Genomic DNA, 21860 nt, shown 5'->3' with positions numbered 1-21860 from the left:
GACGCAGGGCGTCCGGTTGCGCTGACACAAACCCGATTCATGTCACAATCATATGACGATGCGGAAAACTGCATGTTTTCGGATGATAAACACTTGTAACAAAATGGACTTCATTTATGCGTCTGGATGTTATTCAAGCATGCTAGAAATGCCTGAACTGATGATTTGTGAACGCGCCGCACCAATTTCCGGAAGGACCCGCTCCATGGCCAACGACAAAACGCCCAGCAGCTCTGACCTCGATGAAAGCGCGCTGTTCTACCACCGCTTTCCTCAGCCGGGTAAGCTGGAAATCCAGGCCACAAAGACACTCGGCAACCAGCGCGACCTCGCGCTTGCCTATTCCCCCGGTGTTGCCGCCCCATGCCTTGCCATTCACGAAGACCCGGCGACCGCCGCTGACTATACGAGCCGCGCCAACCTCGTAGCCGTGGTTTCCAACGGAACGGCGGTGCTTGGCCTTGGCAATATCGGCCCCCTCGCCTCCAAGCCGGTCATGGAAGGCAAGGCCGTGCTCTTCAAGAAGTTTGCCAATATCGACGTCTTCGACATCGAGATCGACGCCAAGGAAATCACCCGCATTGTCGACGTCGTCTCAGCGCTCGAACCGACCTTCGGCGGCATCAATCTCGAAGACATCAAGGCGCCGGAATGTTTCGAGGTCGAGGAACAGCTGCGCGCCAAGATGAACATCCCCGTCTTCCATGACGATCAGCACGGCACCGCCATCATCGTCGCCGCTGCAATCCTCAACGGCATGGAGCTTGCCGGCAAGGACCTTTCCAAGATCAAGATCGTTGCCTCGGGCGCCGGCGCTGCCGCCCTCGCCTGCCTCAATCTTCTCGTCAAGCTTGGTGCGGACCGCAACAACATCTGGGTCTGCGACATTGACGGCGTTGTTTACGAGGGCCGCAATACGCTGATGGACCGCTGGAAATCGGTCTATGTGCAGAAAACCGATGCGCGCGTCCTTGCCGACGTTATTGGCGGGGCCGACGTCTTCCTCGGCCTTTCTGCTGCAGGCGTGCTCAAGCCAGAACTCCTCAAGCAAATGGCGCCGAACCCGCTGATCATGGCGCTCGCCAATCCGACACCGGAGATCATGCCGGAGGAAGCTCGTGCCGCGCGCGCCGACGCTATGATCTGCACCGGCCGCTCAGATTTCCCCAACCAGGTGAATAACGTCCTTTGCTTCCCCTATATCTTCCGCGGCGCGCTCGATTGCGGCGCGAGAGCGATCAACGAAGAGATGAAGATGGCCGCTGTCCAGGCCATCGCGGCGCTCGCCCGCGAAGAACCATCCGACGTCGCTGCCCGCGCCTATTCAGGCGAGACCCCGACCTTCGGGCCGAACTATCTCATTCCCTCGCCCTTCGACCCCCGCCTCATCTTGCGCATCGCCCCGGCCGTCGCCAAGGCAGCCATGGATACCGGCGTCGCCGAGCGTCCGATCGACGACTTCGATGCCTATCTTGACCGCTTGAACCGCTTCGTCTTCCGATCCGGGCTGATCATGAAGCCGATCTTCACGACGGCGAAAACGGCCGAGAAGAAGCGCGTGATCTATGCCGATGGCGAGGACGAACGCGTCCTGCGCGCCGCGCAGGTCGTGCTCGAGGAAGGGATTGCGCTTCCGACGCTGATCGGACGTCCGCAGGTTATCGAGACGCGCCTCAAGCGCTACGGTTTGAAGATCAAGGTCGGCAAGGACTTCGATATCATCAACCCCGAGGACGATCCGCGCTACCGCGATTACGTCGATCTTCTGGTCAAGCTCACCGGGCGACGCGGCACCACTCCGGAAGTGGCGCGTACCATGGTTCGCGCCAGCAGCACCGTCATTGCCGCGCTCGCCATCGTGCGCGGCGAGGCCGACGCCATGATCTGCGGGCTTGAAGGACGTTTCGAGCGGCATTTGCGCAATGTCGACCAGATCATCGGCAAGCTGGAAGGCATCCGCAATTTCTCGGCGCTCAGCCTGCTTATTTCGCAGCGCGGCGTTCTCTTCCTCACCGACACCTATGTAAGCATCGATCCGACCGCCGAGGAGATCGCCGAAAAGACTGTGCTCGCGGCGAGCGAAATCAGCCGCTTCGGCATCGAGCCGAAGGCGGCCTTGCTGTCGCATTCGAATTTCGGATCGCGCGATTCCGAAAGCGCCGCAAAGATGCGCCATGCATCCGAACTGCTGCGTGCCAAGGCACCGCATCTCGAGCAGGACGGCGAAATGCACGGCGATTCGGCGCTGTCGCAGGTGCTTCGCGAACGGGTGCTGCCGCATTCGCGGCTGAACGGCGAGGCCAATCTCCTCGTCTTCCCCAATCTCGATGCTGCGAATATCACGCTCAATGTGGTCAAGAGCGTTACCGACGCGCTCCATGTCGGGCCAATCCTGCTTGGCGCTGCCAAGCCGGCCCATATCCTGACGCCTTCCGTGACATCGCGCGGCATCGTCAACATGACTGCGCTTGCCGTGGTGGAGGCATCACAGCGCGTTGATTGAGACAGCGAACGTCTTATTGCTGCCGCATGGCCGTGGATGGTTCAGGCGCATTCGCACCCGTCGAATGCCCCTGAACTTTCCGGACCGCCTCATGCATCGGACACTCCAATCTGCCATCATCGCCGCTGCCGCAATTCTCGCGACGGCCCCGCTTGCTTATGCCAATTCCGACAATTGTGTCCGGATGCAGGAACGTCTCGACCAATTGAACAGCAATGCAGATGTCGACGACTACGAGTTGCAACTGCGCCGCGACCGCGTGGTGGCCGCGCTCGATGCCAATGATTGCCCCATCATTGACTCGCCCATTCACGATGAGCCGCGTTACGACATGCCGCTGCGCGATCAACCGATACCCGACTATCCGGTACACGAGGCACCCCAGCGCGATTACCCGCTGCGTGACACGCCGCGCCGCGCGACTGCCGCGCCTTCCTATGAGATTTACGGAACCGAGCCGGAACCTGTCGAGCCGGAAATGAGCACGGCCCCCGTCTCCGGCGGACGTTACCAAACGCTGTGCGTGCGCAGTTGCGACGGCTATTATTTCCCGATCTCCTACGATACGGGTGCGGAAAATTTCGCGCGCGATCAGGCGCAATGCCAGTCCCAATGTACGGGCGCGAAACTGTTTTATCGGCCGACCGAGAACCAGGACCCCGCCGCGATGATTTCGCTGCGCGGCGATGCCTACCGCAACACGCCGAACGCCTTCAAATTCCGCAAGGTCGGCGCCAATGGAACGCCGCAATGCAGCTGTCAAAAGACGGCCGGCGACTTCAAGGCCCTTGTCGATCCGAGGAAAGTGGCAGCGCCAACGCCCAAACCCGCTCTCGCCGAGCCAGCCAAGCCGGCCGCACCGAGGGTCGAGACCGCGACGCCTGCCGAGGCTGCAAAGCCATCAGCCCAACCGCAAGAGGCGAAGAGCGAGCCTACCGTTCCCGCCGGCGAGCCCGCGACACAGGCCTCCTCGATCATTCAGCTCGGGGAACCAGAGGCGAAAAAAACCGAGGTGGAGAAGCCGAAGCCGCTCACCGAAGACAAGCCGATCGATCCCAACCGCAAGGTCAGGGTCGTCGGGCCAACGTTCCTTCCCGACCAAGAAGGGGCAGCAGATCCGCAAGCTCCGGACCAGAAGCGAGCCCAGTAAGCGCGATGCGCAGCGGCATGAACAGGCTCTTGCCCTTGCGCCCGCTCTGATCCTTGACCGCATCCGTCCACTGTTTCCAGGTCTCCCGGCTCCAGGGCTCGGCCGGCAGCAGGTCGAAGGCGGCGCGCACGAAATCGGCATCCTCGGCCGCCACAGCCACATCCGTTGCAGGCCCCTCGTTCACGATCGTCCACCAGGCGGCGGCATCTAAAACCTTCGAAAGGTTGCCGCGCACGGCGAGCCAGAAGGCTCCCGCCCGGTCGCCCTTAATACCAAGCGCTGTGAGCCGTTCACTGACTTCCTCGAAAGGCATCGCATGGATCAGGGCACGGTTGAGCGCATCGAGATCGGCAGGGTCGAATTTCGAAGCGGATTTCGATGTCGCAGCCGGATCGAAAATCGCGGCCAGCGAAGCCATGTCCGGCACGGCGGTAACATTTTCCGATGTGCCGATCAGCACGGCAAGGCTCGCCACCGCCATCGGCTCGTAGCCATCGCGGCGCAGGCTACCAATCGACAATGCGCCGGTGCGCTTGGAAATACCTTCGCCCGACGCCGTCGTCAGGAGATTGATATGGCCAAGGGCCGGGACCTTGGCGCCCAGCGCCTCGATGATCGAGATCTGGACGCCGCTATTGGTGATGTGGTCATTGCCGCGAATGATATGGGTAATGTCCATGTCGATATCGTCGACCACCGAAGTGAAGGTATAGAGATAGGTGCCGTCCTCACGCACAAGGACCGGATCGGACAGCGAGGAGAGATCGACGGTTTCGCGGCCGCGCACCAGATCGTCCCAATGAACCTCGGTGCGCGCTATCGCAAACGGATCGTCCTTGAAATTCGGCAACAGAAAGCGCCAGTGCGGACGGCGACCCTCGGCCTCGAGCTTCTCCCGATCGGCAGCGGTCAGCTTCAAAGCCTCGCGGCCATAGATCGGCGGCAACCGGCGCGCCAGGCGCAGCTTGCGCTTGCGCTCGAGTTCCTCGGCGGTCTCGTAGCACGGATAAAGGACGCCCGCTGTCTTGAGCTTCTCGGCAGCAGCGTCATAGAGCGGGATGCGCTTCGACTGATATTCGATGCGCACTGGCTCGATGCCGAGCCATTCAAGATCGGCGATCGTTGCCTCGGCATATTCCGTCTTCGAACGCACGGTATCCGTATCGTCGAAGCGGAGGATGAACTGCCCCTTGTTCTGCAGCGCGAACAGCCAGTTGAACAAGGCTATGCGTGTGTTGCCGATATGGATGAAGCCAGTCGGAGACGGTGCAAAACGGACGATGGTGGTCATTGGTGGGGCATATCGGATGCCGCCTGCAATGGCAATATGGGCCGCGATTGCGCGCGGCCCATATTTCGTTAATCGTCGTTGAGGACGAGGCCCTTCGTCAACTCCAGCGCCTGCCGTTCGAACAGACTGCGGTAGATGCCGCCCCCGAGCCGGATCAGCGCCTCGTGGTTACCCTCCTCGACGATCTTGCCGTGGTCGAAGACCAGTAGCCGGTCAAGCGAGCGCACCGTGGAAAGACGATGCGCAATGACGAGCGTCGTCCGTCCCTGCATCAGCCGCTCCATCGCCTGCTGGATCAGCACTTCCGATTCTGAATCGAGGCTCGATGTCGCCTCGTCCAGAATGAGGATCGGTGCATCCGCAAGGAACGCCCTGGCGATCGCCACACGTTGCCGCTCGCCGCCCGAAAGCTTGACACCACGCTCGCCGACGAGCGTGCTGTAGCCCTTTGGCAGCGCCGAGATGAACTCGTGCGCGCTTGCCTGCCGCGCCGCTTCCTCGATCTCCTCCTGTGAGGCGCCGGGACGGGCATAGGCGATGTTCTCCGCCAGGGTCCGGTGAAACAGGATCGGTTCCTGCTGCACGATGGCGATTTGCTGGCGCAGCGACGCCTGCCGCACCTCGGCGATATCCTGACCGTCGATCAAAATCCGGCCCGCCTTTACGTCGTGCAGCCGCTGAATCAGCTTGACGAATGTCGTTTTGCCCGACCCGGAATGACCGACGAGCCCCACCCGCTCGCCCGCCCGGATCGTCACCGAGAACCGGTCATAGAGCGGCAGGCGGTGCGCACCGTAGAGGAAGGTCACGTTGTCGAACTCGATCCTGCCATCGGTAATGACAATCGGCTTTGCACCTGGGCGATCCTCGATGCCGAGGCGCTGACTCTGAATATCAACCAGTTCCTCCATGTCGTTGATCGAGCGCTGCAAGTTGCGAATGTGCATCCCGACTTCGCGCAAGTATCCCTGCAGGATAAAGAACGACGTCAGCACGAAAGTGATGTCACCGGCGCTGGCATTTCCGTCTGCCCAGAGGATAAGCGCAAAACCGATCACCGCCGCCCGCAGGAAGAGCAGCATCGTTCCTTGTGTCGTGCCGTTCCACGTCCCCCTGATCCAGGTGCGCGCCGTCCGGTCCTTCCACTTGTCCAAAACCTTGACGAGACGCGCATCCTCGCGGCTTTCCGCGCCAAAGCCCTTCACCACCATGTTGCAGCTGACGGCGTCCGCAAGCGAACCGCCGAGCTTCGTATCCCAGCGATTGGCAAGGCTTGCCATCGGCGCGACGAAGCCGAGCGACATCATCACCGTGACAGTGACGAAAACCAACGAACCGATGCCGATGATGACACCCATCAGTGGCCAGTACCAGGCCATCAGGATCGTCGATCCTGCGAGCATTATGATCGACGGGAACAAGGCCAGCAGCAGCGTATCGTTAAGCAAGTCGAGCGCCCACATGCCGCGCGTTACCTTGCGCACGGTCGATCCGGCAAAGCTGTTCGCGTGCCAGTCGGTCGAGAAACGCTGGATACGATAGAATGCGCCGGACGCGATGTCGGTCATCATCTTCAAGGTCAGGTGCGTCACGGCGACGAAGGTGACGTGCCTGAGAATGATCGCGCCGAGCGACAGGGCAAGAAGCGCCCCGAACGCCGCCATTGCGGCATTCCAGACAATTTCCTCACGGGCGTGCCCATTGACGACGGCATCGACGAGCCGGCCGGAATAGAGCGGCGTCAATACGTCGGCAAGGGTCGAAAGCATGACCGCCCCGGCGATAATGCCCACGCGCACCGGCTGTTTTTGCCAGTGGCACCAAGTGAATCCGAGAACGGCGCGGAATGCTCCCCCGCGCAGGTTGAAACGCAAAAAATTCATGACAATGTCCGGCGCCCAATTGCACCGGCCTCACAGATAATCAGGAACGAGCTTGCCGTGTAGTGGATAGGAATCAGTACGGCAGAAGTGATTTGGCGACTTGCCCGAATACGGGAAAGGCCAATGTCGGCGATGGGTTACCTTGACGTGTGAAGGTAATTGAAAAGCCTCGTGGGCTTTTCCGCATCACGTGTCAGGAACGAACGCCGCCCCGCGGGGACATATGGAAAACTGTCATTCGAAAACCTCCCGGTCTTCATTGCCGGACTTGGGCTTATAAGTGAATCGTTTTCGCGCGCCAAGCACCAATTTTTTCAACTTCGCGTGTTTGCGACATAGGTGAGGCGCGCCTGCAACACTCGTATCAGCGATCCCGGAATCGATTGGTGATCGGATAGCGGCGATCGCGGCCGAAATTCTTCCTGGTGACCTTTACACCCGGAGCCGATTGCCGGCGCTTGTATTCGGCGATGTAGAGAAGGTGCTCGATCCGCTCGACCGTCGCCCGATCGTGACCGCGCTCCACGATTTCATCGACGCTCATCTCGTTCTCGACGAGGGATTCCAGAATATCGTCGAGAACCGGATAGGGCGGCAGCGAGTCCTGGTCGGTCTGGTTTTCACGCAGTTCGGCCGACGGCGCCTTGCTGATGATGTTGACCGGAATGACCTCGCCCGATGGCCCGAGGCCACCGGCGGGAACGTTCTTGTTGCGCCACTCGGACATGGCGTAGACCTGCATCTTGTAGAGGTCCTTGATTGGATTATAGCCGCCGTTCATGTCGCCATAGAGCGTGGCATAGCCGACCGACATCTCCGACTTGTTGCCCGTCGTCACCACCATCGAGCCGAACTTGTTGGAGATCGCCATCAGGATCGTGCCGCGGGCGCGGCTCTGCAGGTTTTCCTCGGTAATCCCTTCCTTGGTGCCTGCGAAAATCGGGCCCAGCGCCTTGAGAAAACCTTCTACCGGCTCGAAGATCGGCACGATGTCGTACCGGCAGCCGAGCATGCGGGCGCAATCCTCGGCATCCTTCAGCGAATCCTTCGACGTATAGGCATAGGGCATCATCACCGCGCGCAGGCGTTCTTCGCCCAGGGCATCGACGGCGAGCGCGGCGCAGATCGCCGAATCGATGCCGCCGGAAAGCCCGAGTACGACATCCTTGAAGCCGTTCTTGTTGACGTAGTCGCGCAGGCCAAGCATGCAGGCGCGGTAATTGGCCTCCTCCCCCTCAGGGATGCGCGACATTGGACCTTCGCCGCACGACCAGCCATCCGCGCCCCGCTTCCAGGTTGTCACCATCAGTTGCTCTTCGAACTGCGACATCTGGAAGGCCAGATTCTTGTCGGAGTTGAAGGCAAAGGAGGCGCCGTCGAAAATGAGATCGTCCTGGCCGCCGAGCTGATTGGCGAAGATAAGGGGCAACCCCGTCTCGATCACGTGGCGCAGCGCCACCTGATAGCGAACGTCGACCTTGCCGCGATAATAGGGCGAGCCATTGGGAACGCAGAGAATCTCCGCGCCGCTCTCCGCCAGCGTTTCGCAGACACCGAGATCACCCCAGATATCCTCGCAAATTGGAACGCCGATCCGCACGCCGCGGAAGTTTACCGGGCCCGGCATGGGACCGGCCTGGAATACACGTTTCTCGTCGAACTCGCCATAATTCGGCAGGTCCACCTTGAAACGCTCGGCGATAACCCTGCCCTCGTCCAGAACCATGACGGCATTGTGCAGGCCCGATGGCCGTTTCAACGGAATCCCGATAATCACACCCGGACCGCCATCCGCCGTGTCGGCCGCAAACTCGTTCACCGCCTTCTCGCAGGCATCTATGAACGAACGCTTCAGAACAAGATCTTCCGGCGGATAGCCTGAGATGAATAGCTCGGTGAAGAGGATCAGATCGGCGCTCTGCCGCGCTGCATCGGCGCGCGCCTCACGGGCTTTGGCAAGATTTCCTTTGATATCGCCGAGCACCGGGTTGAGCTGAGCGATAGCTATGCGGAGGATGTCAGTATTTTTGCTCATAGTGAACATATATCGTTTCGTTGCAGGCAAGACAAGGCGAGCGCGCTCTTCCTAGGCAAAAAACACGCTCCAGAGCGTATAGAGCCAGACGGCGGCGACAAGGATAACCGAGATGAGCACGGCGAGCGATCCACAATCCTTGGCGATCTGGATCTCCCTGTGAAAATCGAGCGAAACGGCATCGCAGGCAGCCTCGATGCCGGTATTGAGCACCTCGATCAGGATCAGGAACAGCACCGATCCGGTCAATAGCAGAAAGGCAAGTCCCGAAGGCGCGATGAAGGCGGCAACCGGTATCGAGATGAAGAAGAGACCGAGTTCCTGTTGAACCGCCTTTTCATGCATGGCCAAATGTTTCAAAGCCCGCATGGAATTGATGAATGCCAGTACCAGCCGATGCATGCCCCACCCTCATTTGTCCGCACAAGCTTTAGAGCGAGTTCGGCCAAGGTCAATCCCCGGGCGTTTCATTGACGGTTACGACAACGCCGCCGCCGCTTTTCTCATATTGGGGCAGATGATCCTCGATGGCGTAGTAGTCGCCCTTATCGGCGACAAAGATATGGCATGCGCCTCTCAAACTGGTTGGCTCCTCGAATGCGCCGGCCATGACGGAAATATGATCGAGATCGCGATGCTTCCAGAACAGCGCCGAACCGCAATTCCTGCAAAAGCCCCGCCGAGCGAAAGCGCTCGCCTCGTACCAGCTGACGTTCTCTTCGCCCGAAATGCTGATCGCATCGTTCTCAACATTGGTCGCAGCATAAAAATGTCCGGACTGCTTGCGGCATTGCGAGCAATGGCAATAGACGACCCCGCGCAGTTCCCCTCTCGCCTCAAAACGGACCCTGCCGCAAAGGCACGATCCTTTATGCGTTTCCCTCATGCCGCACCTCCCGATGATTGACGAATTCCAGCTATTTTTTCGGCTCGGGCTTCTTTGAGCGGGCAGCCGCCACGGCCAGAACAAAGGCGCCGAACACCGCCGACAAGAGCGAGCCAAGGAGCACGCCGAGCTTCGTCTCGTCCTGCAGCAGCGGCGACTTGTCATAGGCGAGAAGCCCGATGAACAGGCTCATGGTGAAGCCGATGCCGCACAGGATAGCGACGCCGTAAATCTGGACCCACGTCGCGCCAGGTGGGCGTTCGGCAAGACGAAGCTTGATCGCCAACCAGGCAAAGGCGAAGACGCCAAGCTGCTTGCCGATGAAGAGCCCAGCCGCAACACCGATCGGCACCGGATCGGCAAGGTTTGACAGCGATACGCCGCTGAAGGAGACACCGGCATTGGCGAAACCGAAGATCGGCACGATGATGAAGCCTACCCAGGGCTGGATGGCATGTTCGAGTTCGACCAGCGGCGAATCAGCCTCGCCGCGCTTGCCTTTCATCGGAATTGTCAGCGCAAGGAGAACACCGGCGATCGTTGCGTGGATGCCGGACTTGAACACCAGAATCCAGAGGATGACGCCGAGAACGAGATAGGCCCAGAGCCGCACCATGCCGAGATAATTCATGGCGACGAGAATGGCGAATACCGCCGCCATGCCGGCGAGCGCCGGAACATTCAGGCCTTCGGAGTAGAACAGCGCGATGATGATGACCGCACCGAGATCATCGATGATGGCAAGGGCGGTCAGGAAAACCTTGAGCGAGAGCGGCACGCGCGCGCCGAGCAGCGAGAGGACGCCTAGCGAAAAGGCGATATCCGTCGCCGAAGGGATTGCCCAGCCGCGAATGGTGGCGCCCTCATTGAAGAACAGAAAGATCAGCGCGGGGACCATCATCCCGCCGACTGCAGCAAAACCCGGCAAAGCGCGCCGCGACCAGGTGGACAATTGTCCGCTGATCATTTCGCGCTTTATTTCAAGCCCGACAAGCAGGAAGAAAATCGCCATCAGGGCGTCATTGATCCAATGGAGGATGCTGAGCCCGCCGACGTAAGTCTTGAGAAAACCGAAATAATCTTCGCTGACCGGGGAATTGGCGATGATTAGGGCAAGTGCGGCAACCGCCATCAGAATGATGCCGCCAGCAGCCTCATTCTCCATGAACGAACGGAACGACGCAGTCAGGCGGATTCGGCGCGTGGGTTTAATGTCCATGCAGACTTGATAGAATCCTGAAACGGAAAACTCCAGTCCCGAAATCCGCCTTTCCCGCGTTGGTTGCGTGGCGGGCTACTGCGCCAGCCCAATCTGCTTCATGAAACTCAAATTGTCCCAGAAAAGATATTCCTCGTCCATCACGCCGGCGGGCGTCCAATGGCCAAGCGTCGCCATCGTCAGCTTGAACGGCTTGCCGGTGGGCGCGATGGATTTTCCATCGGGTGTCGGCATCGGTTTGGTGAACGTGCCTTCCATCGCCCCTATCACGCCGGTCCACTGCCCTTGGCCGAACCGCACCGGGTGCACATTGATATGCGTATCCGGTGCATAGACGAATATTTCCTTCAATTCCTCGACGTGATCGTGAAGCCCCTTGGTCGTATGACCATCGGGATAGTGGACGAGAATATCGGCAGCGTGGCTTTCGCCCAGACGATCCCATTTCTGGTTGGTATAGACATCGAAGTCCAGTGTATCGAATGTTTTCAGATTGGTGTCCGTCGTCTTCTCGGCATTCTGATATTTGGGGAGTTCTTCCATGAGGGCGGGAAGAGCCTTCTCCGCAGCCTTTGCGGGATCTTCTGCATATGCTTGAGCTGGCAGTCCGATCGTCAATGCAGCGAAGGCAACAACAATATAGTTGTTCATGGCTGAATTCCTTTTCTGGAAATATTTCGAATGGAAATCGTCAGTATTGGCCAGGCCAAAATCGCCAGCCTGCCGTGACGTACGTTATATAAACAAAGGGCGGCCATAAAGACCGCCCTTCGGGAATAGTGGCAGACAGTGCGTCGCTCAGGCGTTGACTGCCAGCTTCTGTGGGTGGCTGTCGCGCTCCTTCTTCAGAAGCTCGGCGACGAGGAATGCCAGTTCCAATGCCTGGTCGGCATTGAGACGCGGATCGCAGTGCGTGTGGTAACGATCCGAGAGGTCGTCCGCCGATATGGCGCGGGCACCGCCAGTGCACTCCGTGACGTTCTTGCCGGTCATCTCGATATGGATGCCGCCGGGATAGGTCCCTTCGGCATGATGAACTGCAAAAAAGCTCTCGACTTCCTTGAGGATACGGTCGAAGGGCCGGGTCTTGTAGCCATTGGCGGTGATCGTGTTGCCATGCATCGGATCGCAGGACCAAACGACGTTGCGGCCTTCCTTTTGTACCGCGCGGATCAGCTTGGGCAGATGGTCGCCGACCTTGTCATGGCCGAACCGGGCGATGAGGGTAAGGCGCCCTGCCTCGTTGGCCGGATTGAGCAGGTCGATCAGCCGGATCAAATCGTCGGCCTCAAGCGTCGGGCCGCATTTCAGGCCGAGCGGGTTCTTGATGCCCCGGCAGTACTCGACATGCGCATGATCTGCCTGACGCGTGCGATCGCCGATCCAGATCATGTGGCCGGACGTGCCGTACCAGTCGCCGGAGGTGGAATCGACGCGGGTCAGCGCTTCCTCATAGCCGAGCAGCAGAGCCTCGTGGCTGGTGTAGAAATCCGTCTCGCGCAGTTGGGCGTTGGTTTCCGAGGTGATCCCGACGGCGCGCATGAAGTCCATCGTATCGGCAATGCGGCGGGCCAGCTTGCCGTAACGCTCGCCCTGCGGGCTGTCGGAAACGAAGCCGAGCATCCACTGGTTGACGTTTTCGAGATTGGCATAGCCGCCCTGGGCGAAAGCGCGCAGCAGGTTCAGCGTCGCGGCGGACTGGCGGTAAGCCATCTCCTGACGCGCCGGGTCCGGGATACGGGCCTGCTCGGTGAATTCGGTGCCGTTGATGATATCGCCGCGGTAAACGGGCAGCTCAATGCCATCCTTCGTCTCCGTGTCGGCCGAGCGCGGCTTGGCGAACTGGCCGGCGATACGGCCGATCTTCAACACCGGCTGCGACGCGCCGAAGGTCAGGACAACCGCCATCTGCAGGAAGACGCGGAAGAAGTCGCGAATATTATCTGCGCCATGCTCGGCAAAGCTTTCGGCGCAGTCGCCGCCCTGGAGCAAAAAGCCCTCGCCGCGCGAGACTGCGGCCAACTGCTTTTTCAGCTTGCGCGCTTCACCTGCAAAAACGAGCGGCGGATAGGTACGAAGACGGGCCTCGACATCGCTCAAAGCCTGAGCGTCCGGATAGAAAGGCATCTGCTTTACCGGTTTGCCTCTCCAGGAAGTCGGTGTCCAGTTCTTCGTCATTATTGCACCCTGTTATGACCTTCAATATAGGTTGTAATTGATTGTGTTTCCCCGGGCTTTGCCGGAGGCGCTCATATAGTCCAATTGCTGCAGATATGCCAGTCCCGTCCGCAACCGCGGACAATATCAAGCGAACATGCCCATGGACACGAAGGGCACCCCTCTCAGGAACCGACATTTGAGCGGTCAGAGGTTGTTATAGCGTCTGCCATAACGTGTTGATTATGGCCTATGGGCAAAGTGAAGACGCGATCGATTACTCGATGAAGCGGTTCCTGTAATCTCTACTCAAGTTCCTCGATTGTGTATTCTCGGGGGATGGCGGAGGTAGCAGTGAACCACTCCGACGCGCGGGTTCTTTGCTGATGAAAATCAAAGGCAGCGCGATCTACAAAAAGCTCCTCCACCCGCCACACCAGAGCATCATCGGTGTGCGACACATCAAAAGAGATGCATCCTGGCTCGGCCCTGGTAAGTCGAAGGTGATCGGGAAGATAATCGATGACAAGCGCGACATCGTGCATCGATGCGCATCGCAGGAAACCGGAGAGTCTAACTGCGCCTGTTCTGTTACTCATAATATACCATCCATTTACGGCAGCGATTTATTCGTGTTGCACCCTGAGTAGGCCGGTTTCAGGTCAAACAGGTCTTGAGCGTACGAACGTCAGCGTACCGTTGATTTCGCTTTTACATCGATGACTGAAGCGTGGCTCTAGAGCGGAGAGACATTAGTTTTAAGTTCGCGTGTTGTCAGTTGCGAAATCACCATTGTCGGCAGCGCCATTTTGATTTACGTTAACGTCAAGGTAAGATCTGGGAGGATCGATGAAGGATATACGTTTTCTGGCGGCGGACGGCTTTCCGCTGCACGGTCATCTGTATGAAGGCGGCGGCGAAGGGCCGGCCGTCCTGATTTCGTCTGCAGCCGCCGTACCTGACGCGATTTACCGGCATTTTGCCGCCCACCTCATCGATCTCGGCGCATCCAAGGTTCTTACTTACGACTACCGCGGAGTCGCCCGCTCCGAGGCTCCCAGCCGCTGGAAATCCCGCCTCAACCTCAAGGATTGGGGCGTTCTCGACTTTCCCGCCGCCGTTGATGAACTGAGGCGCCTCTCGGGGTCGCGGCCCATGGTCGGTATCGGCCATTCCTATGGCGGCGTCGCCCTCGGTCTCAGCAACCGGTCTGCGAGCTTCGAGCGTTATGCACTGCTGGCGTCCTTGTCCGGCTACTATCGCAATACGGCGCAGCCCTGCGCCATGTACGCCAAGATGAACCTTGTCGGAGTGCCGCTTACAATTCCCTTCGGCAAATTGCCCAAATGGGGCGGGCTCGGTGAAGCCGTGCCGGGCACGATATTCCGTGACTGGGCCCGCTGGTGCCGCAATCCGAACTTCCTGTTCTCCGACCCTGCGGTTCCAGAAGCGCAAAACTTTCAGAAGGTGACGATCCCCCTCCTCTCGGTTGGCATCACCGACGATGTCTGGGGAACGCCGCGCGCGGTCGAAAGCCTGCTGCGCCGCTTCGACAATGCCTCCGTTCTGCACGAGATGTGGTATTCCCCGGCAAGTTCGGACGGCGCGCCGATCGGTCATCTCGGTTTCTTCCGCAAGCACCAGGCCAATAAATTGTGGCCGGCCGTGACGGATTGGCTGCTTAATGCCAAGGTTCCGGATGGAGCGGCGTTGCGGCCGGAAATGCGTGCCGCCTAGGCCTGCCTTTTGACGCGAGCCGCCGCAGCCCGGGCGCGCGGTCAATCGACACGTTTCCCATCGACCACGCGGTAACTCGGCCTGTACATCGTCACCAGTTCTTCGGAAGCTGTCGGATGCACCGCCATCGTCCTATCGAAATCATCCTTGGTGCAGCCGGCCTTGATGGGAATGGCAAGGAGCTGCGCCATTTCACCGGCATCAGGCCCGAGGATGTGCGCGCCGATGACCCGGCGTGTCGCCGCATCGACGATCAGCTTGGTCAGCATCTTGTCCTTGGCGCCCGATAGCGTGTTGCGCATCGGGCGGAACAGGGCGCGGTAGACTTCGAGTTCCTTGTATTCCCTTGCAGCGTCCGCCTCGCAAAGCCCGACCGTGCCGATCTCGGGCTGCGAGAAGACGGCCGTCGCAATGTATTTATGGTCCGGTTCGGTCGGATTGTTCTTGAACGCCGTCTCGAGGAAGCACATCGCCTCATGGATGGCGACCGGCGTAAGCTGCACGCGGTTGGTCACGTCGCCGACGGCCCAGATATTGTCTTTGGTCGTGCGCGAATAGGCATCGACCTTGATCGCGCCAAGTTCGTCGACCCCGACGCCGGCTGCTTCAAGGCCAAGCGACTTTGTGTTCGGCACGCGCCCGATGGCGAGCATCACCTGGTCGGCTTCAATGCTGTCGCCCGAGCCGAGCTGCACGGCGAGCCTGCTGTCACCCGAACGCCTGACTTCCTTGATCATCTCGACGCAGCGAATGCGGATACCCTTCTCGGTCATCGACGCATGCAGCAATTGCCGCAAATCATGGTCGAAGCGCGAAAGGATTTCCTTGCCGCGGTAGATGAGGGTCGTTTCAACGCCGAGGCCATGGAAAATATTCGCAAACTCGACGGCAATATAGCCACCGCCTTCAATAACGATGGCTTTCGGCAGTTCGGCAAGATGGAACGCCTCGTTGGAACTGATGCAGAGATCATGTCCCGGCAACGCCGCATGCGGATTGGGATGACCGCCAGTCGCCACAAGAATTTGATCCGCTGTCACCCGCTTGCCGGTCTTGAGGATCTCGATCGTGTGGTCATCGATGAGCACTGCCCGGCTGTCATGGATCTCGACGTTGGAATTGTCGAGCCCCAGCCGGTAAAGGCCTTCGAGGCGGGCAATTTCGCGGTCCTTATTGGCAATGAGCGTCGGCCAGTCGAAGCTCGCCTCCCCGACGCTCCAGCCATAGCCTGCCGACGCCTCGAAATGTTCCGGAAATTGTGACGCGTAGACGAAGAGCTTTTTCGGTACGCATCCGCGGATGACGCAGGTGCCGCCCATCCGATATTCTTCGGCAAGGCCGACTTTTTTGCCCATGGCGCCCGCAAGCCTGCCGGCGCGCACGCCGCCCGATCCGCCTCCGATAACGAAGAGGTCATAATCAAAGCCTGTCATGGCAAGGCACTCCGAATCTGCTGAGGTTCATTGCATATGGGTTCTATCGCGGTGTCTTGAAAGAACAAAGCCCGGCGCTGGGGCCGGGCTCTGTAGAAAGTTTCAAACGGGCTTCGCCGTTACTGCTTCGGCTTTGCCGGCGTCTCGGCCTTGGCGGGCGCCGGTGCATTGGCTGGCGCCATCGTCGCAGCGGTTGCCGCAATCTTCTCGGCGACAGCCTGCGCGAGGTCGCGGGCGACGCCGCGCTGCCAGATCGAGGCGGCCTTGTTCACTTCACGCGTCACGATCGGCCCTTCCGAAAGGAGCTTGAGGCCGGCCGGGGACGTGTAGAAACCGGTGATGGCGTTAAGTTCCTCTTCAGTGAAGGAAACCGCATAGGCGCGGGCGGCTTCGTTCTCAAGGTCGGCACGGCGCGCTGCGAGCTTGATCGCCTGCTCGTCGACGGCAGAGCTGATCACCGATTCGAGATTGGGATCTTTCTGGATAAGCTCGGCCTTGAGACCGCGGGCAGCATCGGGAAGGATCGAGTCGAACATGTCAGTCGCCTTGATGGCGGCCACCGCTGCACGGGCAGCTGCGAGATGCGAAGGGGTGATTTCCTGCGCTTGTGCCGAGCAGAGACCGCCCAGCACGATCGCAACAGACAAGGGTGCAATCAAGCGGCGAAAGCCAGATGCAAGGTTCATGAGTTTATCGCTCCGTTTTCGTTGTCAGTGTGCGGATGCCGTCAGCGCCAGCCAGAATGGCCACGCGCGCCAGATCCAGAAAAAGTCCATGCTCCACCACGCCGGGAATGGCGTGCAAAGCGAGTGATAAGGCTCTTGTATCCGGAATGCGGCCAAAAGATGCATCCAGGATCAAATGCCCGCCGTCTGTAACAAATGGTTCGGCTCCCGTCATCCTCAATGTAAGTGGCCCCGACAGATCGAGTGACGAGGCGGCGCGCTCGATGGCAATCTTCGTCGCCGCAAGCCCGAAACGATTGACCTCGACAGGCAGAGGAAACGCACCGAGTGACTCGACAAGCTTGCTTTCGTCGGCAATCACCACCATCCGCTTGGAGGCGGCAGCAACGATCTTCTCGCGCAGCAGGGCCCCGCCGCCGCCCTTGATGAGGGTCAGCTCGGGATCAACCTCGTCCGCCCCATCGATCGTCAGGTCAAGTTGCGGCGTCTCCTCAAGCGTCGTGAGCTTGACGCCGAGTTCGCGGCAAAGCGCGGCCGTGCGCTCCGATGTCGGCACGCCAATGACGTCAAGACCGTCCTTGACCCGCACCGCGAGCAGCCGCACGAATTCCTCCGCGGTCGAGCCTGTGCCGATGCCGAGCCGCATGCCGTCCTCGACATAGGTCAGCGCCTCGGCCGCGGCCTTGATCTTCAATGTTTTGGCATCCATCGGTGGTGCGCCTTCTTGTAGCTTTGACTTGATATGGCTTTGCCTTGACACTGGGCTCCCTAACACGTCAGACGATCGGGTCAAGGCTCATTGCCGGATTTATCCCGGCCTGATTATCGTACATGCATGCATCAGGGCACCGAACACACAATTTATCGCAACCTTCGCTCCGAACCGCGAATGCCACAGGAAAAAATATGCCTCAGCCAATCGTTGTTTTCGACCTAGACGGAACCCTGGTGGATACGGCCCCTGATCTTCTCGACAGCCTCAATCATTGCCTTGAGGCCAAGGATATGGAGAAAATCGATCCCGTCGCGCTGCGTCGCTATGTCGGCCATGGAGGCCGCGTCATGATCGAGCGCGCCTTCGAGGCGCAGCAGAAGCATTTAAGCCCGGAAGAACTCGACCGGCTGGTCGACATCTTCATCGAACACTACGGCATGCACATGCCGGGTCGCTCCGCGCTTTATGAAGGCGCCGAACAGGCGATGGAACAGTTGGCCGAAGCCGGCTACCTCCTCGCCGTCTGCACCAACAAGTTCGAGGGGTTGTCGGTCAAGCTTCTGGACGGGCTTGGCCAGACCTCGCGCTTCGGCGCTATCTGCGGCGGGGATTCATTCTCCTTCCGCAAGCCCGATCCGCGTCATCTCATCGAGACCATCCGCAAGGCGGGTGGCGATCCGGAGCGCGCCGTCATGATAGGCGACAGCCGGACCGACATCGATACGGCCAAGGCGGCAGGCATTCCTGTCGTTGCCGTCGACTTCGGTTATTCGGACTTGCCGGTTTCTGCTTATGATCCGAGCCGTATCATTTCGCATTTTCGCGAATTGAAGGTGGAACTCGCAAATGAGTTGATCGGGTCGGTGGATGCATGACGCAAGCAGCCTGCCGGAACAAATGAAGACCAGGCACGTTTAAGTTTCCGAGATAAGAGGCCGTTTTGGCCCGAAATCTGCGTATTTCTTACTTCTATGAAACGTGTGCGAGGCACTGCGTCTCGCAAGGAGGAGAAATTGAAGAAACTGACCTCGATACTTTCTGCCTTGGCAATGGTTGGGGGCATGGCGACGGCCACAAGCGTTCCTGCCTACTCTGCACCACTTGCGCCGGTGACGATTGAAACCGGCAACGCCAACATCGATCAGGTACAGTACCGGCGCCATTGGCGCGGCGGTGGCTGGAACGGCAACCGTGGCTGGTATCGTGACCGCGCCTGGAGCGGACGCCCATATTGGCGCGGTGGCGGCGGCTATTGGGGCGGCTATCGCGGCTACAACTATTATCGCCCGGGCTACAGATACTATAACGGGGCATGGTTCCCGCTTGCAGCTTTTGGCACCGGCCTCATCATAGGCAATGCTTTCAGCGCGCCGCCTGTCTATCGGTACGGTGGACCTGTGTACCGGACTGGCGGATCCCACGTGCGGTGGTGCTATGACCGCTATCGCTCCTACCGTGCCTACGACAATAGTTTTCAGCCCTATTCCGGGCCGCGCCGCCAGTGTGTTTCGCCTTACTGATCAAATGAATCGGGGTGATTCATCAGGGCCCGGGACTAAAATCCCGGGCTTTTCTTTCGGTTACCCCATCTCTAGCCCATGGATTAGACGAAAGTCGTCTTGCGCTTGCCTCTGCCGTGATGCAGTTGCCTAATTTTTAATCCGGCCGCCCGGCCACAGCCTTAAACGATGGATAGTGCTTGCTTTTTTCGATGAACCCGCTTGAATGTCCCTTATATGAAGGGGATTTTGAGTGAAGCCATTTGACGAGATGATCAAAACAGGCGGCGACGTTCGACCGCCCTATGAACAACTGAAATGCTGGCTCGACACCCAGAACCCCGAGCGGTTGGCACAAAAAGCCCTTGATGCTGAAAACGTTTTCCGCAAAACGGGTATCACTTTCGCCGTCTACGGCGACGAAGAGGCAGCCGAGCGCATCATACCCTTCGATATCATCCCGCGCATCATCACCGGCAATGAATGGCGCCGCCTGTCGCAGGGCATCGAACAGCGTGTCATGGCGCTCAACGCCTTCCTCGACGATATTTATCATCGCCAGGAGATTATCCGTGCCGGACGCATCCCGCGCGAACTCTTCACGCACAATGATGCCTACCTTCCGGAAATGGTCGGATTTCGTCCGCCCGGCAACGTCTACACGCACATTATCGGCGTCGACATCGTCAGGACGCAGGAGAACCAGTTCTACGTTCTCGAAGACAATGCCCGCACGCCTTCCGGCGTTTCCTATATGCTGGAAAACCGCGAAACCATGATGCAGCTCTTCCCGGAGCTCTTCCAGCAGATCAAGGTTCGCCCTGTCGAAACCTATCCAAAGCTGCTCAGGCAATCGCTGGCCGCGGTAGCGCCGCCCGGATGCAAGGGCCCGCCCACGATCGCAGTCCTTACTCCTGGTATTTTTAATTCAGCCTATTTCGAACATGCGTTTCTAGCCGACCAGATGGGCGTTGAGCTCGTCGAAGGCAGCGACCTCAAGGTTGAAGACGGCAAGGTGGTCATGCGGACCACCGAAGGCAATCGCGCCATCGACGTGCTTTACCGGCGCGTGGACGATTCCTTCCTCGATCCGCTCACCTTCCGCAGGGATTCCGCGCTTGGCGTGCCCGGCATCATGGATGTCTACCGCTCGGGAAACATTACGATTGCCAACGCGCCCGGCACCGGGATCGCCGACGACAAGGCGCTCTATTCCTATATGCCGGAGATCGTCGAGTTCTATACGGGCCGCAAGGCAATCCTCGAAAACGTGCCGACGCATCGCTGCTCCGAGCCCGACACCCTTAAATATGTACTCGAAAATCTTGCCGATCTCGTCGTTAAGGAAGTGCATGGCTCGGGCGGTTACGGCATGCTGGTCGGTCCGGCTTCCACGAAGAAGGAACGTGAGGTCTTCGCCGCCAAGCTCAGCGCCAATCCGAAGAACTACATCGCCCAGCCGACGCTGGCGCTTTCGACGACGCCGATCATGACCGAAAAGGGCCTCTCCCCGCGCCACGTGGATTTGCGCCCCTTCGTCCTGGTCTCGGACCGCATAAGGATCACGCCTGGAGGCTTGACGCGGGTCGCGCTCAAGGAAGGCTCGCTCGTCGTCAACTCCAGCCAGGGCGGGGGCACGAAAGACACATGGGTGCTCGACGATTAGCATTTTGATAAAGAGCCGCCGAAGACGGTTCCACAAGAACGAGGGATGATACTGGAAAATGCTGCTCGGCCGAACCGCAAATGGTCTTTACTGGATGTTCCGCTATATCGAGCGGGCGGAAAACATGGCTCGGCTGATCGACGCCGGTTTGCGCATGGCCCTGACCAAGACTTCCGATGCCCCTGAAGAATGGTCCTCCGTACTGATGAGCGCTGGCGTGAAGATCGGCTACGACAGCAAGTACACCGAATACAATGCCGGCCAGGTGTCGGACTTCCTGCTGCGTGACCTCAACAACCCGTCGAGCGTCATGTCTTGCGTGGAGACGGCCCGGCTTAACGCCCGCATGGTGCGCACCGCCTTGACCCGCGAAGCCTGGGAGAGCGTCAACGAGACGTGGATGATCCTGAAATCCACGCTCGCCAACCCGATACCGGAAACCGACCTGCCGCGCGTCCTCGACCAGATCAAGCGCGAGACAGCGATCATCCGCGGCGCCTTTCATGGCACGATGTTGCGCAACGAAATCTTCAATTTCGCCCGTATCGGAACGTTCATAGAGCGCGGCGACAACACCGCCCGCATTCTTGACGTCAAATATTACGTGCTCTTGCCTTCGATCTCCTATGTCGGCACGACCCTCGACAATTTTCAGTGGGAATCGATCCTGCGCTCGGTCTCGGCGCACCGTTCCTACCGCTGGGTCTATGACGTCGAATACAACCCTGTAAACATTGCCGATTACCTGATCCTCAACTCGCGCATGCCGCGCTCGCTCAACTTCTGCTATTCAAACATCGTCGACAATCTGAGATTTCTGGCCAATGACTACGGCCGCCGCCACGCCTGCCATGACATGGCGGAAGGCATCATGACCCTGTTGCAGGACAATGATATCCGGACCATATTCGATAGCGGCCTGCACGAGTTCCTGAGTGACCTCATCTATCAAACGAACAGCTTGAGCACGAAAATTGCTGAAGCCTACAACTTCGATTGA

At 59.2% G+C, this 21860-nt stretch carries 19 protein-coding genes; 7 read left to right on the top strand and 12 right to left on the bottom strand.

Annotation, left to right across the window (positions count from 1 at the left end):
- The first annotated feature begins 205 nt into the window (after window positions 1-205).
- Both GF108_RS16110 and GF108_RS16105 read left to right on the top strand, forming a co-directional pair.
- Entirely contained in the window at window positions 206-2503 is a 2298-nt protein-coding gene (locus GF108_RS16110; RefSeq protein WP_091921986.1) for an NADP-dependent malic enzyme, read from the top strand.
- A gap of 91 nt (window positions 2504-2594) precedes the next feature.
- Window positions 2595-3653, top strand: a complete 1059-nt coding sequence (locus GF108_RS16105) for a DUF2865 domain-containing protein (RefSeq protein ID WP_172982650.1) — start codon at window positions 2595-2597, stop codon at window positions 3651-3653.
- Here the strand turns inward: GF108_RS16105 and gltX are convergent.
- From gltX to GF108_RS16060, 9 genes are all read right to left on the bottom strand, one after another.
- Complete coding sequence (gene gltX, locus GF108_RS16100; RefSeq protein WP_153668975.1) at window positions 3571-4944, bottom strand: glutamate--tRNA ligase; 1374 nt, start codon at window positions 4942-4944, stop codon at window positions 3571-3573. The two genes, GF108_RS16105 and gltX, sit on opposite strands and share 83 nt — an antisense overlap.
- A 68-nt stretch (window positions 4945-5012) precedes the next feature.
- A complete protein-coding gene (locus GF108_RS16095; RefSeq protein ID WP_153668973.1) occupies window positions 5013-6827 on the bottom strand; it encodes an ABC transporter ATP-binding protein in 1815 nt (604 codons plus the stop codon).
- Window positions 6828-7191: 364 nt separating this feature from the next.
- The gene (locus GF108_RS16090) at window positions 7192-8862 is read right to left on the bottom strand and encodes an NAD+ synthase (protein ID WP_153668971.1); all 1671 of its coding nucleotides are present in this window, start codon (window positions 8860-8862) and stop codon (window positions 7192-7194) included.
- A 51-nt stretch (window positions 8863-8913) separates the two neighbouring features.
- Window positions 8914-9264, bottom strand: coding sequence for a diacylglycerol kinase (locus tag GF108_RS16085; RefSeq protein ID WP_153668969.1), 351 nt, complete (start codon window positions 9262-9264; stop codon window positions 8914-8916).
- A gap of 49 nt (window positions 9265-9313) precedes the next feature.
- Window positions 9314-9748 (bottom strand): GFA family protein, encoded by a 435-nt coding sequence (locus GF108_RS16080; RefSeq protein WP_153668967.1) that lies wholly within the window; start codon window positions 9746-9748, stop codon window positions 9314-9316.
- A 31-nt stretch (window positions 9749-9779) separates the two neighbouring features.
- Window positions 9780-10967, bottom strand: coding sequence for a Na+/H+ antiporter NhaA (nhaA, locus tag GF108_RS16075; RefSeq protein WP_153668965.1), 1188 nt, complete (start codon window positions 10965-10967; stop codon window positions 9780-9782).
- 75 nt (window positions 10968-11042) lie between these two features.
- On the bottom strand, window positions 11043-11618 hold the full coding sequence (locus GF108_RS16070) for an ester cyclase (RefSeq protein WP_153668962.1): 576 nt from the start codon (window positions 11616-11618) through the stop codon (window positions 11043-11045).
- A gap of 147 nt (window positions 11619-11765) precedes the next feature.
- Entirely contained in the window at window positions 11766-13145 is a 1380-nt protein-coding gene (locus GF108_RS16065; RefSeq protein WP_153668960.1) for a class II 3-deoxy-7-phosphoheptulonate synthase, read from the bottom strand.
- 284 nt (window positions 13146-13429) lie between these two features.
- Entirely contained in the window at window positions 13430-13723 is a 294-nt protein-coding gene (locus GF108_RS16060) for a putative quinol monooxygenase (protein ID WP_153668958.1), read from the bottom strand.
- Window positions 13724-13973: 250 nt separating this feature from the next.
- Between GF108_RS16060 and GF108_RS16055 the strand changes: the two genes are divergently transcribed.
- Complete coding sequence (locus GF108_RS16055; RefSeq protein ID WP_027231693.1) at window positions 13974-14861, top strand: alpha/beta fold hydrolase; 888 nt, start codon at window positions 13974-13976, stop codon at window positions 14859-14861.
- Between the two features lie 41 nt (window positions 14862-14902).
- Here the strand turns inward: GF108_RS16055 and gor are convergent, their stop codons facing one another.
- From gor to rpiA, 3 genes are all read right to left on the bottom strand, one after another.
- Window positions 14903-16294: a glutathione-disulfide reductase gene (gene gor / locus GF108_RS16050; protein WP_153668956.1), complete on the bottom strand. Its 1392-nt coding sequence runs from the start codon at window positions 16292-16294 to the stop codon at window positions 14903-14905.
- A 119-nt stretch (window positions 16295-16413) separates the two neighbouring features.
- Window positions 16414-16980 (bottom strand): DUF2059 domain-containing protein, encoded by a 567-nt coding sequence (locus GF108_RS16045; RefSeq protein WP_091922006.1) that lies wholly within the window; start codon window positions 16978-16980, stop codon window positions 16414-16416.
- Window positions 16981-16984: 4 nt separating this feature from the next.
- Window positions 16985-17689, bottom strand: coding sequence for a ribose-5-phosphate isomerase RpiA (rpiA, locus tag GF108_RS16040; RefSeq protein ID WP_153668954.1), 705 nt, complete (start codon window positions 17687-17689; stop codon window positions 16985-16987).
- A 197-nt stretch (window positions 17690-17886) separates the two neighbouring features.
- Between rpiA and GF108_RS16035 the strand changes: the two genes are divergently transcribed.
- The 4 genes from GF108_RS16035 to GF108_RS16020 all read left to right on the top strand — a co-directional run bounded on the left by GF108_RS16035 (window position 17887) and on the right by GF108_RS16020 (window position 21860).
- Window positions 17887-18570 carry an HAD family hydrolase gene (locus GF108_RS16035; RefSeq protein WP_153668952.1) on the top strand — a complete coding sequence of 228 codons (684 nt, stop codon included), beginning with the start codon at window positions 17887-17889 and terminating at the stop codon, window positions 18568-18570.
- 174 nt (window positions 18571-18744) lie between these two features.
- Window positions 18745-19215, top strand: a complete 471-nt coding sequence (locus GF108_RS16030; RefSeq protein ID WP_153669516.1) for a BA14K family protein — start codon at window positions 18745-18747, stop codon at window positions 19213-19215.
- Between the two features lie 232 nt (window positions 19216-19447).
- The gene (locus GF108_RS16025) at window positions 19448-20860 is read left to right on the top strand and encodes a circularly permuted type 2 ATP-grasp protein (protein ID WP_370462194.1); all 1413 of its coding nucleotides are present in this window, start codon (window positions 19448-19450) and stop codon (window positions 20858-20860) included.
- 58 nt (window positions 20861-20918) lie between these two features.
- Complete coding sequence (locus GF108_RS16020) at window positions 20919-21860, top strand: alpha-E domain-containing protein (protein WP_091922014.1); 942 nt, start codon at window positions 20919-20921, stop codon at window positions 21858-21860.

Source organism: Phyllobacterium sp. SYP-B3895 (assembly GCF_009647635.1).
GTDB classification, from domain to species: Bacteria; Pseudomonadota; Alphaproteobacteria; order Rhizobiales; family Rhizobiaceae; genus Phyllobacterium; species Phyllobacterium pellucidum.
This window is presented reverse-complemented; position numbering and strand designations above follow the sequence as displayed.

Coding starts and splice junctions, on each gene's coding strand:
- GF108_RS16110 (WP_091921986.1), top strand. CDS start 206: ATGGCCAACGACAAAACGCCCAGCAGCTCTGACCTCGATGAAAGCGCG.
- GF108_RS16105 (WP_172982650.1), top strand. CDS start 2,595: ATGCATCGGACACTCCAATCTGCCATCATCGCCGCTGCCGCAATTCTC.
- gltX (WP_153668975.1), bottom strand. CDS start 4,944: ATGACCACCATCGTCCGTTTTGCACCGTCTCCGACTGGCTTCATCCAT.
- GF108_RS16095 (WP_153668973.1), bottom strand. CDS start 6,827: ATGAATTTTTTGCGTTTCAACCTGCGCGGGGGAGCATTCCGCGCCGTT.
- GF108_RS16090 (WP_153668971.1), bottom strand. CDS start 8,862: ATGAGCAAAAATACTGACATCCTCCGCATAGCTATCGCTCAGCTCAAC.
- GF108_RS16085 (WP_153668969.1), bottom strand. CDS start 9,264: ATGCATCGGCTGGTACTGGCATTCATCAATTCCATGCGGGCTTTGAAA.
- GF108_RS16080 (WP_153668967.1), bottom strand. CDS start 9,748: ATGAGGGAAACGCATAAAGGATCGTGCCTTTGCGGCAGGGTCCGTTTT.
- nhaA (WP_153668965.1), bottom strand. CDS start 10,967: ATGGACATTAAACCCACGCGCCGAATCCGCCTGACTGCGTCGTTCCGT.
- GF108_RS16070 (WP_153668962.1), bottom strand. CDS start 11,618: ATGAACAACTATATTGTTGTTGCCTTCGCTGCATTGACGATCGGACTG.
- GF108_RS16065 (WP_153668960.1), bottom strand. CDS start 13,145: ATGACGAAGAACTGGACACCGACTTCCTGGAGAGGCAAACCGGTAAAG.
- GF108_RS16060 (WP_153668958.1), bottom strand. CDS start 13,723: ATGAGTAACAGAACAGGCGCAGTTAGACTCTCCGGTTTCCTGCGATGC.
- GF108_RS16055 (WP_027231693.1), top strand. CDS start 13,974: ATGAAGGATATACGTTTTCTGGCGGCGGACGGCTTTCCGCTGCACGGT.
- gor (WP_153668956.1), bottom strand. CDS start 16,294: ATGACAGGCTTTGATTATGACCTCTTCGTTATCGGAGGCGGATCGGGC.
- GF108_RS16045 (WP_091922006.1), bottom strand. CDS start 16,980: ATGAACCTTGCATCTGGCTTTCGCCGCTTGATTGCACCCTTGTCTGTT.
- rpiA (WP_153668954.1), bottom strand. CDS start 17,689: ATGGATGCCAAAACATTGAAGATCAAGGCCGCGGCCGAGGCGCTGACC.
- GF108_RS16035 (WP_153668952.1), top strand. CDS start 17,887: ATGCCTCAGCCAATCGTTGTTTTCGACCTAGACGGAACCCTGGTGGAT.
- GF108_RS16030 (WP_153669516.1), top strand. CDS start 18,745: ATGGTTGGGGGCATGGCGACGGCCACAAGCGTTCCTGCCTACTCTGCA.
- GF108_RS16020 (WP_091922014.1), top strand. CDS start 20,919: ATGCTGCTCGGCCGAACCGCAAATGGTCTTTACTGGATGTTCCGCTAT.